This is a genomic window from Longimicrobiaceae bacterium (assembly GCA_035936415.1).
Classification (GTDB): domain Bacteria; phylum Gemmatimonadota; class Gemmatimonadetes; order Longimicrobiales; family Longimicrobiaceae; genus JAFAYN01.
This window is the reverse complement of record DASYWD010000034.1, coordinates 1-13591: the sequence shown is the minus strand read 5'-3', so window position 1 is coordinate 13591 and position 13591 is coordinate 1. Positions and strand designations below refer to the sequence as shown.

Annotated in this window: 13 protein-coding genes; 12 read left to right on the top strand and 1 reads right to left on the bottom strand. The window is 72.8% G+C overall.

Annotated elements, in window-relative coordinates; all coding sequences use genetic code 11:
* Positions 1-63: 63 nt before the first annotated feature.
* On the bottom strand, positions 64-1251 hold the full coding sequence (locus VGR37_01430; GenBank protein ID HEV2146057.1) for a hypothetical protein: 1188 nt from the start codon (positions 1249-1251) through the stop codon (positions 64-66).
* A gap of 144 nt (positions 1252-1395) precedes the next feature.
* Between VGR37_01430 and VGR37_01425 the strand changes: the two genes are divergently transcribed.
* The 12 genes from VGR37_01425 to VGR37_01370 all read left to right on the top strand — a co-directional run bounded on the left by VGR37_01425 (position 1396) and on the right by VGR37_01370 (position 13399).
* Entirely contained in the window at positions 1396-2022 is a 627-nt protein-coding gene (locus tag VGR37_01425; protein ID HEV2146056.1) for an ArsR family transcriptional regulator, read from the top strand.
* 118 nt (positions 2023-2140) lie between these two features.
* Positions 2141-2896, top strand: a complete 756-nt coding sequence (locus VGR37_01420; GenBank protein ID HEV2146055.1) for a type 1 glutamine amidotransferase domain-containing protein — start codon at positions 2141-2143, stop codon at positions 2894-2896.
* A 169-nt stretch (positions 2897-3065) separates the two neighbouring features.
* Positions 3066-4226, top strand: a complete 1161-nt coding sequence (locus tag VGR37_01415) for a hypothetical protein (protein ID HEV2146054.1) — start codon at positions 3066-3068, stop codon at positions 4224-4226.
* 104 nt (positions 4227-4330) lie between these two features.
* Positions 4331-6652: a bifunctional salicylyl-CoA 5-hydroxylase/oxidoreductase gene (locus VGR37_01410; GenBank protein ID HEV2146053.1), complete on the top strand. Its 2322-nt coding sequence runs from the start codon at positions 4331-4333 to the stop codon at positions 6650-6652.
* An 18-nt stretch (positions 6653-6670) separates the two neighbouring features.
* Positions 6671-7465, top strand: a complete 795-nt coding sequence (locus VGR37_01405; protein HEV2146052.1) for an SDR family NAD(P)-dependent oxidoreductase — start codon at positions 6671-6673, stop codon at positions 7463-7465.
* Positions 7466-7565: 100 nt separating this feature from the next.
* Positions 7566-7958, top strand: coding sequence for an endonuclease domain-containing protein (locus tag VGR37_01400; GenBank protein ID HEV2146051.1), 393 nt, complete (start codon positions 7566-7568; stop codon positions 7956-7958).
* Between the two features lie 78 nt (positions 7959-8036).
* Positions 8037-8870, top strand: a complete 834-nt coding sequence (locus VGR37_01395) for an enoyl-CoA hydratase family protein (protein HEV2146050.1) — start codon at positions 8037-8039, stop codon at positions 8868-8870.
* A gap of 125 nt (positions 8871-8995) precedes the next feature.
* On the top strand, positions 8996-10195 hold the full coding sequence (locus VGR37_01390) for an acyl-CoA dehydrogenase family protein (protein ID HEV2146049.1): 1200 nt from the start codon (positions 8996-8998) through the stop codon (positions 10193-10195).
* Positions 10188-11840, top strand: a complete 1653-nt coding sequence (locus tag VGR37_01385) for a benzoate-CoA ligase family protein (protein ID HEV2146048.1) — start codon at positions 10188-10190, stop codon at positions 11838-11840. Before VGR37_01390 ends, VGR37_01385 begins: the two co-directional genes overlap by 8 nt.
* A gap of 8 nt (positions 11841-11848) precedes the next feature.
* On the top strand, positions 11849-12244 hold the full coding sequence (locus VGR37_01380; GenBank protein ID HEV2146047.1) for a RidA family protein: 396 nt from the start codon (positions 11849-11851) through the stop codon (positions 12242-12244).
* 88 nt (positions 12245-12332) lie between these two features.
* Positions 12333-12734, top strand: a complete 402-nt coding sequence (locus VGR37_01375; GenBank protein HEV2146046.1) for a hypothetical protein — start codon at positions 12333-12335, stop codon at positions 12732-12734.
* On the top strand, positions 12731-13399 hold the full coding sequence (locus VGR37_01370; protein HEV2146045.1) for a flavin reductase family protein: 669 nt from the start codon (positions 12731-12733) through the stop codon (positions 13397-13399). The genes VGR37_01375 and VGR37_01370 overlap by 4 nt, the downstream gene beginning before the upstream one ends.
* Positions 13400-13591 lie beyond the last annotated feature (192 nt).

The following is a 13591-nucleotide window of genomic DNA, read 5'->3' as shown; positions in this document are numbered from 1 at the left end:
GGCCGGAAGGCCGGGGCGGCTCCTGGTGTTTTCGGGGTGGCTTCAGGCACCCCGTGGGACGGGCTACAGGGACTTGAGGTACTGCACGAGGTTCTGCTTCTGCTCTTCGCTCAGGCCCAGGGTCAGCACCCCGTCGTAGTGGTTGACGACGTCGCGAAGGGTGGCCGCGCTCCCGTCGTGGAAGTACGGCGGGTGCTGCCAGACGCCCCGGAGCGGCGTGGTGCGGTACTTCCCCGTGGTCGCGCGCTGCGCCAGGAGGGGGTCCATCCCCGTCTCCGCGGGATCGTGCAGGATCCCCAGGTTCACGTCCGTGAAGGTGGGCGGGATGTGGCAGGTCGCGCACCGCCCCTGCCCCTCGAACACCACCTTCCCGGCGGCCGCCCGCGCGGGGTCGAAGCTCCCCGGGGGCGGGACCGGCGCCCGCAGCGAGTGCTGGTACGCCTTCAGGACGCCCAGCAGGGGAGTCACCCGGTCGGGACTCTGGACGATGTTGATCCCCAGGCGCGGGTCCGAGAAGGAGCCCTGCCCGTGCATCTGGGTGACCGCCACGTACGCGTTCCAGTACGAGATCGGGCCCTCGCCGGTGAACGTCTCCAGCGCCACGTCGGCCAGCCCGAACGCCGGCGGGATCACGGTGGGGTCGTTGAGCCCGTCCAGGTTGAAGTATGCGTCGTACATCCCCGGGCCCCAGGAGTTGTACACGGCCTTCACCGCGGGCGGCAGCACCGGGGAGAGCGCGATGATGGCGCCGACGTTCAGGTCGCGGTTGGGCCACCCGTCCAGGCGGCGGCCCACGCCCGGCATGACCGAGTTGTCCACCGTGGAGTGGCAGAGCGCGCAGGTGATTCCCAGGCTCCTGATCTTCCCGTCGCTGACCTTCGCCTGCACGCCCACCACGGCGTCGCGGCGCAGGAGCTCCACCGTGGTGGCGGGGCTCGTCAGGTCGGCGGAGGCCAGCAGCCCCGGCGGGAGCCGCTCGACGTCCACCTTGAGGCCAACCGAGAGCGCGGTCACCGGATCCACCGCCACCTGCACCACCTCGTGGAGCCGAAGGGTGTCGGTCCAGAAGGGCTCGTTCCCGAAGGTCTCGTAGCGGAACACCTGCCGCCCCTGCGCGGGGTCGCCTCCGGCGCTCTGCGCGGCCTCCTCCGCCGCCACGGCGCGCAGGGGATCCTCTTCTGCCTCGCACGCGGTGAGCGAGGCCAGCAGGAGCAGGAGCGCTCCTGAGCGGAATGCGGCTCTGTTCTGCATGCTACCTCCACGGCTGAGGCTCAGCACGGGGCTACCGGGACGGAAGCGGCCCGTCCATTGCACGTTACTCCTCGTGGCGTCTTATAGCAAGCTTTATGTCGCTAAAAACGCCTTCATGTACGGCCTCGGCGGAAGGAGGTGACGATGAGGGGAACGACGCGGGCGAAGACGCGGGGACGGATCCTGGCCCTGATCTGCGGTGGGGATCGGACCGCGGGCGAGCTGGCGGAGGCGATCGGGATCAGCGCGAGCGCAGTCCGCGTTCACCTGGCCGGGCTCGCGGCGGAGGGACTGGTCGGGCACGACCGCGTGATCCGGGGCGTGGGCAAGCCCGCGCACCGGTACCGGCTCACCGCCGCGGGAGAGGGATTGCTCTCGCGCGCCTACCTCCCGCTGGTGGACAGCCTCCTCGACGTCCTCGCCTCGCGCATGAAGGAGGAGGAGGTCGAGGAGCTCCTGCGTGCAGTCGGACGCCACCTCGCAGAGCGCCGGCCGCGGGCGTCGGGCGACGGGAGCGCACGGGTACGGGCCGCTGCGGAGCTGATCGAAGCCCTTGGCGGGCTCGTGGAGATCGAGCCGTCGCCGGCCGGAGCGACCCTCCAGGGGCGGTGCTGCCCGCTGGGCGCGATCTCCCCGGAGCACCCGCAGGTGTGCAGGGCGCTGGAGGAAACGCTCGCGGTGTACACGGGGCTGCCGGTTCGCGAGCGCTGCGACCGGACCGGCCGGCCGAGCTGCCGCTTCGACGTGGCGCTCCCCGCCGTGCCGGCATGATCGGCCAGCGGATCGCCGCATTCGCCGCCGCCGCAGAGCACGATCCTTGCACCGGTACACGCCCCCGCGGCCGCGATCCGCGGGGGCTGCGTGAAGTACCGAACGCGAGGAGGGACCGATGTCGAAACCGAACCTGAAGGGGCTGCGCGTCGCCGTGCTTGCGGCGGACGGAGTGGAGCAGGTGGAGCTGACCAGCCCGCGTGAGAAGCTGGAGGACCACGGCGCCGAGGTGGAGGTGATCTCCCTGCGCTCCGGCTCCATCCGGGCCATGAACCTGCTGAAGCCCGGGAAGAAGATCAGAGTGGCCCACACGGTCTTCACCGCCGACCCCGACCGCTACGACGCCCTGCTCCTCCCGGGAGGCTTCGCCAGCCCGGACTTCCTGCGGCAGAGCGAGCAGGTGCTGGACTTCGTCCGCCGGTTCGACCGCCACGGCAAGCCCATCGCCGTGATCTGCCACGGCCCCTGGGTGCTCGTCTCCGCGGGGCTGGTGCGCGGGCGGCGGCTCACCTCCTGGCCGGGTCTCCAGGACGACGTCCGCAATGCCGGGGGGACCCGGGAGGACGAAGCGGTCGTGCGCGACGGCAACTGGGTGTCCAGCCGCGGCCCGCAGGACGTCCGGAAGTTCAACCGGGCCATGCTGGAGCTGTTCGCGGACGAGGCGCCGTTCACCGACCTGCACGAGGGCGGCTCCGCGATGTCGCTGGGCGGGCTGGTGGCGAGCGGGCTCGCCCTGGCCGCCATCGGCTACGGCCTGCGCCAGTGGCAGGGCGGCGAGCCGGGGGACGCCGGGCACCGCTACGAGCGGGGCGACGACGTCCGCGGCACGCGCGCCGCCCCCTCCCGATACGCGGAAGCGAACGTCGCGCTCTGACGCCCTCCGGTCCACCTCGACGGCCGCCCCGCTTTCCCGCGGGGCGGCCGTGTCGTGTCCGGTCATCCCCGTTGTCCGCCGCCCGGCGGGCGATTAACCTGCACCGATGGGAGATCCCGTTCGAGATCCGCCCCGCACCCGGAATGAGACCGTACACCAGCGAGGAACCATGAGGCGCGTCGCGATCCTTCTTTCCCTCCTCCTGGGCGCCGCGAGCGCTCCACCGGCAGCAGCCGCACAGGGAGCCATCACGGGCGTGGTGCACGCTCCGCCCGGCCGCGACGTGCAGGGGACGATCGTGAGCGCGTGCGCGGTGGAGGGGGACCGGTGCAGCCCGGGGTCGCGCCGGTCCCGCGCCGTGCGGATCGACGCGAGCGGGGCCAGCGCCCGCTTCACGCTCGCGGGGCTCGCGGCCGGCGAGTACATGGTGATCGCCCTGCGCGACGTGAACGGGGACGGCGCCGAGGACCCGGGCGACTGGGTGGGCGAGTACCGGTCCGGTGACGCCGTGGCCCGTGTGCGCCCCCCCGCAACCGGCCTGGAGGTGCGGATGCACGCGCCGGGCGCCCCCCCGGCCGCCGCGCGCCCCTCCGCTCCACCCGGCCGGGCGCCTGCGACCCCGCCACCGGCCGGGCCTCCGGCTGCCGGAAGGGTGAGCGGGATCGAAGGGATCTACGAGGGGGTCACCCGCAACCTGGTGGCGCCCGGCCCGGGGAGCCCCGTCGCCTCCGGGATCACCTGGACGCCCGGCCGGGACTGGATGGCCTTCTACCCCGGCGGGAGGGTCTACCTCGCCCTCCCCGAGGAGGGGCTCGCCGTCCCGCTCGACTGGGAGAAGGTGTGCGCGCGCAGCCCCGCCTGGTGCGCCACGTACGAAGTGGTGGGAGACCAGGTGCGCATCCGCTGGCGCACCGGCGAGCAGAAGGTGCTCCGCCGGGACCGGGAGGGTGTGCTGTGGACCACCGACCGCCTCAACTACAACCGCCTCCCCCGCCTCGACGGGATGCGCCTGGACGGGACGTACCACGTGACCTGGAAGGAGGAGCACAAGCCGGTGCGGCTCAGCTTCACGCGCGGGGGCGCGTTCTCCGAGCGCGGACTGCTCGACGCCGTGAGCTGGAACTCCTCCGACTACAGCGAGAGCGCGCAGCGGATCCGGGGGATCCCCGGCGGGGCCGGGACCTACGACATCCGCGACAACACGCTGGAGCTCCGCTACCGGGACGGCCGGGTGATCCGCCTCGTGGTGTACGTGGCCCCGGGAGAGGCACGCTCGGAGCGCCCGGGGACGCTGTACGTGAACAGCTTCGACTTCGTGCCGGTGCGGTGAGGCCGCCGGGGCGGCGGGATCCGCCGCCCCTTTCCGCTCCCCGGCGGGCGGCGTAGACTGTCCAGGAAGCGCCTCGCACCCGCACCGCAGCCGGAGGGTCGCCCTTGAAGGTCGCAGTCGTCGGCGGTGGACCCGCCGGTCTCTACCTCGCCCTCCTCCTCAAGAAGGCCGACCCGTCGCACCGGGTCACCGTCCTGGAGCGCAACGGCCCCGACGACACTTTCGGCTGGGGCGTCGTCTTCTCCGACCAGACCCTCGGCAACCTCCGCGACGCCGACCCCGAGAGCTACCGCGCCATCACGGACCAGTTCGCGCACTGGGACGACATCGACGTGCACTTCCGCGGGACGACCGTCACCTCCGGCGGGCACGGCTTCAGCGGGATCGCCCGCGTCCGCCTGCTGCAGATCCTCCAGGCGCGGGCCGCTGATTTGGGCGTGGAGCTGCGGTTCCGCACCGAGGTGCCGGACGACGAGGCGCTCCCCGGCCTGGGGCTGGGCGACGTGGACCTGGTCGTCGCCGCCGACGGGGTGAACTCGCGCCTGCGGTCGAAGTACGCGGCGCACTTCCGCCCGGACCTGGACGTGCGGAGCGCGAAGTTCGTGTGGCTGGGCACCACGCGGCTCTTCGACGCCTTCACCTTCATCTTCGTCGAGAACGCGTACGGCGTCTTCCAGGTGCACGCCTACCGCTACGACGAGGCGAGCTCCGCCTTCATCGTGGAGTGCGACGAACGGTCCTGGTGCGCCGCCGGCTTCGACCGGATGAGCGAGGCCGAGACCGTCGCCGCCTGCGAGGCGATGTTCGCCCCCTGGCTGGACGGCCACCCGCTCCGCAGCAACTCCCCCCACCTCCGCTCCCCCTGGCTCAGCTTCACCCGCGTCTCCTGCGAGCGCTGGCACCACGTGCAGGGCGACGTGGCGCCCGTGGTGCTGGTGGGCGACGCCGCGCACACCGCGCACTTCTCCATCGGCTCCGGGACCAAGCTGGCGATGGAGGACGCCATCGCGCTGGCCCGCATCCTCGGGGAGGAGCCGGAGATGGAGACGGCGCTCGCCCGGTACCAGGAGGAGCGGCGCACCGAGGCGCTCCGGCTGCAGAACGCCGCGCGCAACTCCATGGAGTGGTTCGAGAACGTACGGCGCTACGTGCACCTGGAGCCGCCGCAGTTCGCCTACTCCCTGCTGACCCGCTCCCAGCGCGTCTCCCACGAGAACCTCCGCCTCCGCGACGGCGCCTACCTCGCCGGTGTGGAGCGCTGGTTCGCGAGCCGCGCTAGCGGCGCGGAGGCGGAGAAGGCGCCGCCGCCCATGTTCACGCCGTTCCGGGTGCGCGGGCTCACGCTTCCCAACCGCGTGGTCGTCTCGCCCATGGACATGTACTCGGCCACGGACGGCACGCCCAACGACTTCCACCTGGTGCACCTGGGGGCGCGGGCGCTGGGCGGCGCCGGACTGGTCTTCACGGAGATGACCTGCGTCTCCCCGGAGGGGCGGATCACGCTCGGATGCACCGGGATGTACGCGCCGGAGCACCAGGCGGCGTGGCGGCGCGTGGTGGAGTTCGTGCACGCCTGGTCCCCCGCGAAGGTGTGCCTCCAGCTGGGGCACTCCGGCCGGAAGGGCGCCACCCGGCTGATGTGGGAGGGGATGGACGAGCCGCTCCCGGAGGGCGGGTGGGAGGTGATGGCGCCCTCGGCCGTGCCCTGGAGCGAGCGGAACCCCGTCCCCCGCCCCATGACCCGCGCCGACATGGACCGGGTCCGGGACGAGTTCGTGCGCGCAACGCGGATGGCCGCGGAGGCGGGGTTCGACATGGTGGAGCTGCACTGCGCGCACGGCTACCTCCTCTCCAGCTTCCTGACGCCGCTCAGCAACCGGCGGGAGGACGAGTACGGCGGCTCGCTGGAGAACCGGCTGCGCTACCCGGTGGAGGTGTTCGCGGCCATGCGCGCCGTCTGGCCCGGGGACCGGCCGATGTCGGTGCGCATCTCCGCCACGGACTGGGTGGACCAGGGCGGGCTGGACTGCGCCGACGCGGTGGAGATCGCGCGCGCCTTCAAAGCGGCCGGCGCTGACCTGATCCACGTCTCCGCCGGCCAGACCTCGCCCGCCGCGAAGCCGGTGTACGGCCGCATGTTCCAGACGCCGTTCAGCGACCGGATCCGCAACGAGGCGGGGATCGCCACCATCGCGGTGGGCAACATCACCGAGGCGGACCAGGTGAACGGGATCATCGCCGCCGGCCGGGCGGACCTGTGCGCGCTGGCACGCCCGCACCTGAGCGACCCGCAGTGGACGCTGCACGCGGCGGCGGAGCTGGGCTTCCCGGAGCAGTGGTGGCCGGTGCAGTACCTGAGCGGCAAGGCGCAGCTCGAAAGGCAGCTCCAGCGGCAGCAGGAGATGCTGGGCACCGCGACCATCTGAAGGGACCGGAGCGCGATCATGGCGGACGGCGCGTACCTGGCGGGCCAGCACGCGGTGGTGACGGGGGGCGGCCGCGGCATCGGCGCCGCCATCGCCGAGGAGCTGGCGCGCCTCGGCGCGACGCTCACCCTGATGGGGCGCGACCGCGCCCGTCTCGACGCGCACGCCGCCTCGGTCCGGGATCGGTTCGGTGCCGATGCCGCGTCCGTGGTCTGCGACGTGGCCGAGGAGTCCTCCGTCGCGGCGGCGTTCGCGGAGGCGCGGGAGCACTCGGGCGAGGTGCAAGTGCTGGTGAACAACGCCGGCCAGTCGGAGGGCGTGGCGTTCCTGGAGACCACGCGCGAGGTGTGGGACCGGATGCTCTCCGTGAACCTGACCGGGACCTTCCTGTGCACGCGGCAGGTTCTCCCGGCCATGCTGGAGGCCCGCTCCGGCCGGATCGTGAACGTGGCGTCCACCGCCGGGCTCCGCGGCTACTCGCGCACGGCGGCGTACAGCGCGGCGAAGCACGGCGTGGTCGGCCTCACCCGCGCCCTGGCCCTGGAGACGGCCAGACGAGGGATCACGGTGAACGCCGTCTGCCCCGGCTACACGGAGACCGACATGGCGCAGGCCGCGGTGGACACCCTGGTTCGCGCCCGCGGCATCACCGCGGACGAAGCGCGCCAGATGATCGCGCGTCCCATCCCGCGCGGCACGCTGATCCTCCCGGAAGAGGTGGCGAACGCGGTTGGGTGGCTGTGCGGGCCCGGGGCGTCGGCGGTGACCGGGCAGGCGATCGTGGTGGCGGGGGGGGAGGTGATGGCGGGGTGAGGGGGCCCCCACCCGGCGGAAGGCCCCCTCCCCCCAGCCCCCTCCCCCGCAAGCGAGAGAGGGGGAGCACTGCGACTGGTGATCTATGCTGGAACGACCTATGCCGTCGAAGCGGATGCGATCGAGCAGCACGGAGGTGCAGCAGGCGGCGCGCCGTCTGCGAAGAAAGGAAACTCCCGCGGAGACCATCCTCTGGCGGGCACTCCGACGCAACCAGCTCGACGGGTTGCATTTCCGCCGGCAGCACGCACTCGGGCGCTTCGTGCTCGATTTCTATTGTGCGTCGCTCCGGCTTGCGGTCGAGCTCGACGGCGAGGTGCACGACGACGTTGACCAGGCAGCAAGAGACCACGCCCGGAGCGCGGCTCTTGCCGCGATTTCGATTCGCGTCATCCGCTTCCGCAACGAGGAGGTCCTCGGCGATCTCGGATCCGTTCTGGACCGGATCCGCCGGGCCGCCCGCCCCGCCAACGGATCGCCGAGCGTGCCCTGACAGGGCCGTTCTCCCCTCTCCCGCTGGCGGGGGAGGGGCCGGGGGAGGGGGCCTGCCACCGACGCCAGACAGAACTCCATGACCACCACGCTCCTCGCCGCCGACCTCCGCCCCACCCACTTCCTCTGGGAGGTGGACGGCCCCGTCGCGACCATCACCCTCTCGCGCCCCGAGCGGAAGAACCCCCTCACCTTCCAGTCGTACGCAGAGCTGCGCGACACCTTCCGCCAGCTCGCATTCGCCACCGACGTGAAGGTGGTGGTGCTCACCGGCGCGGGCGAGAACTTCTGCTCCGGCGGCGACGTGCACGACATCATCGGGCCGCTGGTGCGGATGAAGGAGGAGGGGCACATGGACGAGCTGCTCACCTTCACCCGCATGACCGGCGACCTGGTGAAGGCCATGCGCGGCTGCCCGCAGCCCATCGTCGCGGCCGTCGACGGGCAGTGCGTCGGCGCGGGGGCCATCCTCGCCATGGCGAGCGACCTGCGGCTGGGGACCGCGCGCAGCAGGGTGGCCTTCCTCTTCACCCGGGTGGGGCTCTCCGGCGCGGACATGGGCGCCTGCGCGATCCTCCCCCGCATCATCGGGCAGGGGCGCGCGAGCGAGCTGCTCTACACCGGGCGCAGCATGGGCGGGGAGGAGGCTGAGCGGTGGGGGTTCTACAACCGCCTCGTGGATCCCGGGCAGCTGCAGGAGGAGGCGCGCGACCTCGCCCGCCAGCTCGCCGCCGGGCCCACCTTCGCGCATGGCATGACCAAGCGCTGCCTGCACCAGGAGTGGGCCATGGGGGTGGACGAAGCCATCGAAGCCGAGGCGCAGGCGCAGGCCATCTGCATGCAGACCGAGGACTTCGCCCGGGCGTACCGGGCGTTCGTCGCGAAGGAGCGGCCCGTGTTCGAGGGGAACTGATCGAGTGCGAAAGTGCGGAAGTGCGAAAGTGCGTGAGTGGGGCGCCGCCGCGGCAGCGAGCTGCCGTGCTCCCCTCCCCCTTGCGGGGAGGGGCCGGGGGAGGGGGTCCGCCGGAGGAGGGCCCCATGCCTGACCGCACCTTCCTCGCGTGGCCGTTCTTCGACGCGCCGCACCGGCGGCTCGCGGAAGAGCTGGAGGCGTGGGTGGCGTCGGAGGTGGCGGTGCGCGAGCCGGACGAGCGCGACGTGGACGCCGCGTGCCGGGAGCTGGTCCGCAGGCTCGGCGCCGCCGGGTGGATCCGGTACGCGTTGCCGGCGCCCTACGGGAACGCCGGCGAGCGGCTGGACGTGCGGACCCTCTGCCTCGTGCGGGAGACGCTGGCACGGGCATCCGGGCTGGCGGACTTCGCCTTCGCCATGCAGGGGCTGGGGAGCGGGCCCATCTCCCTCTTCGGCTCGGACGCGCTCAAGCGGCGTTACCTGCCGGGGGTGGCGGCGGGGGACTCGATTGCGGCGTTCGCGCTCTCCGAGCCGGAGGCGGGCTCCGACGTCGCGGCCATGCGCACCACGGCGCGGCGCGACGGCGGCGGATTCGTGATCGACGGGCGGAAGACGTGGATCTCCAACGCGGGGATCGCCAACCACTACGTGGTCTTCGCGCGCTTCCCGGAGGCGGGGGAACGGGGGTTCGCCGCCTTCGTGGTGGACGCGGAGAATCCGGGACTGCACCTCGGCGAGCGGATCGAGACGGTGGCGCCGCACCCGCTGGGGACGCTGGAGCTCGACGGGTGCAGGGTCCCGGCCGAAGCGCTGGTGGGCGAGGCGGGGGCGGGGCTCAGGGTGGCCCTGGGGACGCTTGACGTGTTCCGCTCCACGGTGGGGGCCGCGGCGCTCGGGCTCGCGCGGAGGGCGCTGGACGAGGCGCTGGCGTGGTCCCGCGAGCGGGAGGCGTTCGGGAAGCCGCTCGCCGATTTCCAGCTCACGCAGGCACGCCTGGCCGACATGGCCGTGGACGTGGACGCCAGCGCGCTCCTCGTCTACCGCGCCGCGTGGACGCGGGACGCGGGGGCGCAGCGCATCACACGGGAGGCGGCGATGGCGAAGCTGTACGCCACCGAGGCGGCGCAGCGGGTGGTCGACTCCGCGGTGCAGCTCTTCGGCGGGCGCGGCGTGGTGGCGGGCGCCGCCGTCGAGCGGCTGTACCGCGAGGTCCGCGCGCTCCGCATCTACGAGGGCACTTCCGAGATCCAGAAACTGGTCATCGCCGGGCAGCTCCTCGGCGAGGCCGGCAAACCCCGGGCGAAAGACGAGGCGAGCGATGCCTGAAACCACCGCGCAGGCGAACCCCGTCCCCAGTGCGCACCAGGACACCTTCGCGCGCGACCATCTCCCGCCGCGGGAGCTCTGGCCGGAGCTGGACCTTTCCGCGCTCCCCGAGCTCGCCTACCCCGCGCGGCTCAACTGCGCCGCGGAGCTGCTGGACCGGATGGTGGAGGCGGGCCGTGGCAGCCGGGTCGCGGTCCTCGCGCCCGGCGTGCGCTGGACGTACCGCGAGCTGCTGGAGACGGCAAACCGCATCGCCCACGTGCTCCGCGACGACCTGGGCGTGGTCCCGGGGAACCGCGTGCTCCTGCGCGGGCCCAACAACCCCATGATGGCCGCCTGCTGGCTCGCCGTGCTCAAGGCCGGCGGGATCTGCGTCGCCACCATGCCGCTGCTGCGCGCGCGCGAGCTGTCGTACGTGGTCGAGAAGGCGCAGGTGCGGCTGGCGCTGACCGACGCGCGGCTCACGGAGGAGATCGAGGCGGCGGCCGCCTCCAGCCCGGTGCTGGAGCGGATCGTCGCCTTCAACGCCCCGGACGCGGAGGGCTCGCTCGAGGCGATGATGCGCGGCAGGCCCGCCGACTTCGCGAACGTGGACACCGCCGCGGACGACGTGGCGATGATCGCCTTCACCTCCGGCACCACCGGCCAGCCGAAGGGGGCGATGCACTTTCACCGGGACGTGCTGGCCTGCTGCGACACCTTCTCGCGGCACGTGCTCCGCCCCTCCGAGGACGACGTGTTCTGCGGGTCCCCGCCGCTGGCCTTCACCTTCGGGCTCGGCGGGCTCCTCCTCTTCCCCCTGCGCGCCGGCGCGGCCACGCTCCTCCTGGAGCAGCCCACGCCCCCCAACCTGCTGCAGGGGATCCAGGACTTCCGCGCGACCATCTGCTTCACCGCGCCCACGGCGTACCGGGCCATGGCCGGGGACGCGAAGCGGTTCGACCTGTCGTCGCTGCGGAAGTGCGTGTCCGCGGGGGAGACGCTTCCCCGCCCCACCTTCGAGGCGTGGCGCGAGGCGACCGGGATCCGCATCATCGACGGGATCGGCTCCACCGAGATGCTGCACATCTTCATCGCCTCCCCCGAAGAGGAGATCCGCCCCGGCTCCACCGGCCGCGTCGTCCCGGGATACCGGGCGCGCGTCATCGACCCGGAGGGGAAGCCCGTCCCGGACGGCACCCTCGGCCGTCTCGCGGTGCAGGGGCCCACCGGGTGCCGCTACCTGGACGACCCGGAGCGGCAGCGCGGCTACGTGCAGGACGGGTGGAACCTGACCGGCGACACCTACGTCCGGGACGCGGACGGGTACTTCTGGTACCAGGCCCGCAACGACGACATGATCATCTCCGCGGGCTACAACATCGCCGGGCCGGAGGTGGAGGGCGCGCTCCTCGACCACCCCGCCGTGGCCGAGTGCGGCGTCGTGGGGGTCCCGGACGCGGAGCGCGGGCACGTCGTCAAGGCGTTCGTGGTGCTGCGCGAGGGGCACGCCGCCGGGCCGGAGATGGCGAAGGAGCTGCAGGACTTCGTGAAGCGGGAGATCGCGCCGTACAAGTACCCGCGCCAGATGGAGTTCGTGGACGCGCTCCCCCGCACCCAGACGGGGAAGCTGCAGCGCTTCCGCCTGCGTGAGCTGGGCGCCTGAGCAGGACGATGGAATTTCTCCAGCCGGCCGGGTGGGCGCCGCCCCGCGGGTACGCCAACGGCGTGGCGGCGAGCGGCCGGCTCGTCCTCACCGCCGGGCAGATCGGGTGGGACCCGGCCACGGGCGAGTTCGCCTCGGACGACTTCGCCGCGCAGGCGGAGCAGGCGCTCCGCAACGTGGCCGCCGTGCTGCGCGAAGCGGGAGCGGCCCCGGAGCACCTGGTCCGCCTCACCTGGTACGTGACCGACCGGGAGGCGTACCTCGCCTCCACGCGGGAGGTGGGCCGGGCGTACCGCGCCCTCTTCGGGCGGCACTTCCCGGCGATGGCGGTGGTGGTGGTCGCCGGGCTCCTGGAGGCCCGGGCGAAGGTGGAGATCGAGGCCACCGCGGTCGTCCCGGGGTGAGGCGCCCCGCCCGCCCTGGCGCGAGGCGGCGCGAGCCACGATCTTGCCGCTCGCCGTCCTCGATCCGTCCACGCAAGACCGAACCACGATGACCTTTCTCTACCACGCGCACTCGGGGCTCCGCTACCTCGTCCTCCTGGCGGCGGTCCTCGCCATCCTGTACCTGGCGTTCGGCTGGGCGACGCGCCGGCCGTACGACCGTACGGCGCGGGTCCTGGTGGCGATCTTCACCGGCACCCTCGACCTCCAGGTGCTCCTGGGTATCGCCCTCCTCTTCGTGCGCCCGTTCTACCCCGCGCTCATGGGGCACATCGTGATGATGCTGCTGGCGGCGATCGCCGCGCACGGCTTCTCCGTCTTCGGGCGGGGGCGCCCCGACGAGCGGCAGCGGTACGGCGTCGTCCTCGCCGGGGTGGTGGTCGCGCTGGTGCTGGTGCTCGGCGGAATCATGGCCATCGGGCGGGGCGTGTTCCAGATGTCGGTGTCGTGAGCGCCGGGGAGGGCCCCGGAAGCGACGCTGCGCCGCCGGGGGCCACCCCGGCGGCGCAGCGTGTTTTCACGGTCGGCGAGCTGTCCGCGCGCGAGCGGTACCAGCTCCTCACCTCGCTGGTGGTCCCCCGCCCCATCGCCTGGGTGTCCACGCGCTCCGCGGGCGGGCAGCGCAACCTGGCGCCGTTCAGCTACTTCGGGGCGCTCTCCGCCACCCCGTTCCTGGTCGGCGTCTCCGTGGGGCACCGCGGCGGCGCCCCCAAGGACACCCTCCGCAACGTGCGCGAGACCGGCGTCTTCTGCGTGAACGTCGCCACCGAGGCGCAGCTCCGCGCGATGAACCTCACCAGCGGCGAGTGGGGCCCGGAGGTGGACGAGTTCGAGCGCGCCGGCCTCGTCTCCGCCGAGGCGGATTCGGTGGACGCGCCGTACGTCGCCGACTGCCCCGCGGTCTTCGAGTGCCGGCTGTTCAAGGAGGTGGAGATGGAGGGCGCGCCGAACACGCTGCTGATCGGCGAGGTGCTGCGGGTGCGGATCTCGGAGGAGCTGAGGATGGTGGAGGGGACGCACTTCGTGGACACCGGGTCGCTCCGGCCCGTCGCGCGCCTCTGGGGCGACCTGTACTCGCTCATCGGCCAGACCCCCGCCCTGCCCCGGCCGGAGTAGGCCCCCTCCCACGGACTTGCCCCCTCCAGATCCCCCGCAAGCGGGAGAGGGGCTGGAGTGCCCCCCGCGGGTGAGACCAGTTAGAATGGGAGTCCACACGGCCGGGAGGCCGAGGAGGACTTCGAAATGCATCGCAAGAGACACACGGTCGAGCAGATCATCGGAATGCTGCGCGAAGCGGACGCGCTGCTC

Excerpts from the sequence above, each read along its gene's own strand:
- VGR37_01430 (HEV2146057.1), bottom strand. The coding sequence starts at position 1,251 with ATGCAGAACAGAGCCGCATTCCGCTCAGGAGCGCTCCTGCTCCTGCTG.
- VGR37_01425 (HEV2146056.1), top strand. The coding sequence starts at position 1,396 with ATGAGGGGAACGACGCGGGCGAAGACGCGGGGACGGATCCTGGCCCTG.
- VGR37_01420 (HEV2146055.1), top strand. The coding sequence starts at position 2,141 with ATGTCGAAACCGAACCTGAAGGGGCTGCGCGTCGCCGTGCTTGCGGCG.
- VGR37_01415 (HEV2146054.1), top strand. The coding sequence starts at position 3,066 with ATGAGGCGCGTCGCGATCCTTCTTTCCCTCCTCCTGGGCGCCGCGAGC.
- VGR37_01405 (HEV2146052.1), top strand. The coding sequence starts at position 6,671 with ATGGCGGACGGCGCGTACCTGGCGGGCCAGCACGCGGTGGTGACGGGG.
- VGR37_01400 (HEV2146051.1), top strand. The coding sequence starts at position 7,566 with ATGCCGTCGAAGCGGATGCGATCGAGCAGCACGGAGGTGCAGCAGGCG.
- VGR37_01395 (HEV2146050.1), top strand. The coding sequence starts at position 8,037 with ATGACCACCACGCTCCTCGCCGCCGACCTCCGCCCCACCCACTTCCTC.
- VGR37_01390 (HEV2146049.1), top strand. The coding sequence starts at position 8,996 with ATGCCTGACCGCACCTTCCTCGCGTGGCCGTTCTTCGACGCGCCGCAC.
- VGR37_01385 (HEV2146048.1), top strand. The coding sequence starts at position 10,188 with ATGCCTGAAACCACCGCGCAGGCGAACCCCGTCCCCAGTGCGCACCAG.
- VGR37_01380 (HEV2146047.1), top strand. The coding sequence starts at position 11,849 with ATGGAATTTCTCCAGCCGGCCGGGTGGGCGCCGCCCCGCGGGTACGCC.
- VGR37_01375 (HEV2146046.1), top strand. The coding sequence starts at position 12,333 with ATGACCTTTCTCTACCACGCGCACTCGGGGCTCCGCTACCTCGTCCTC.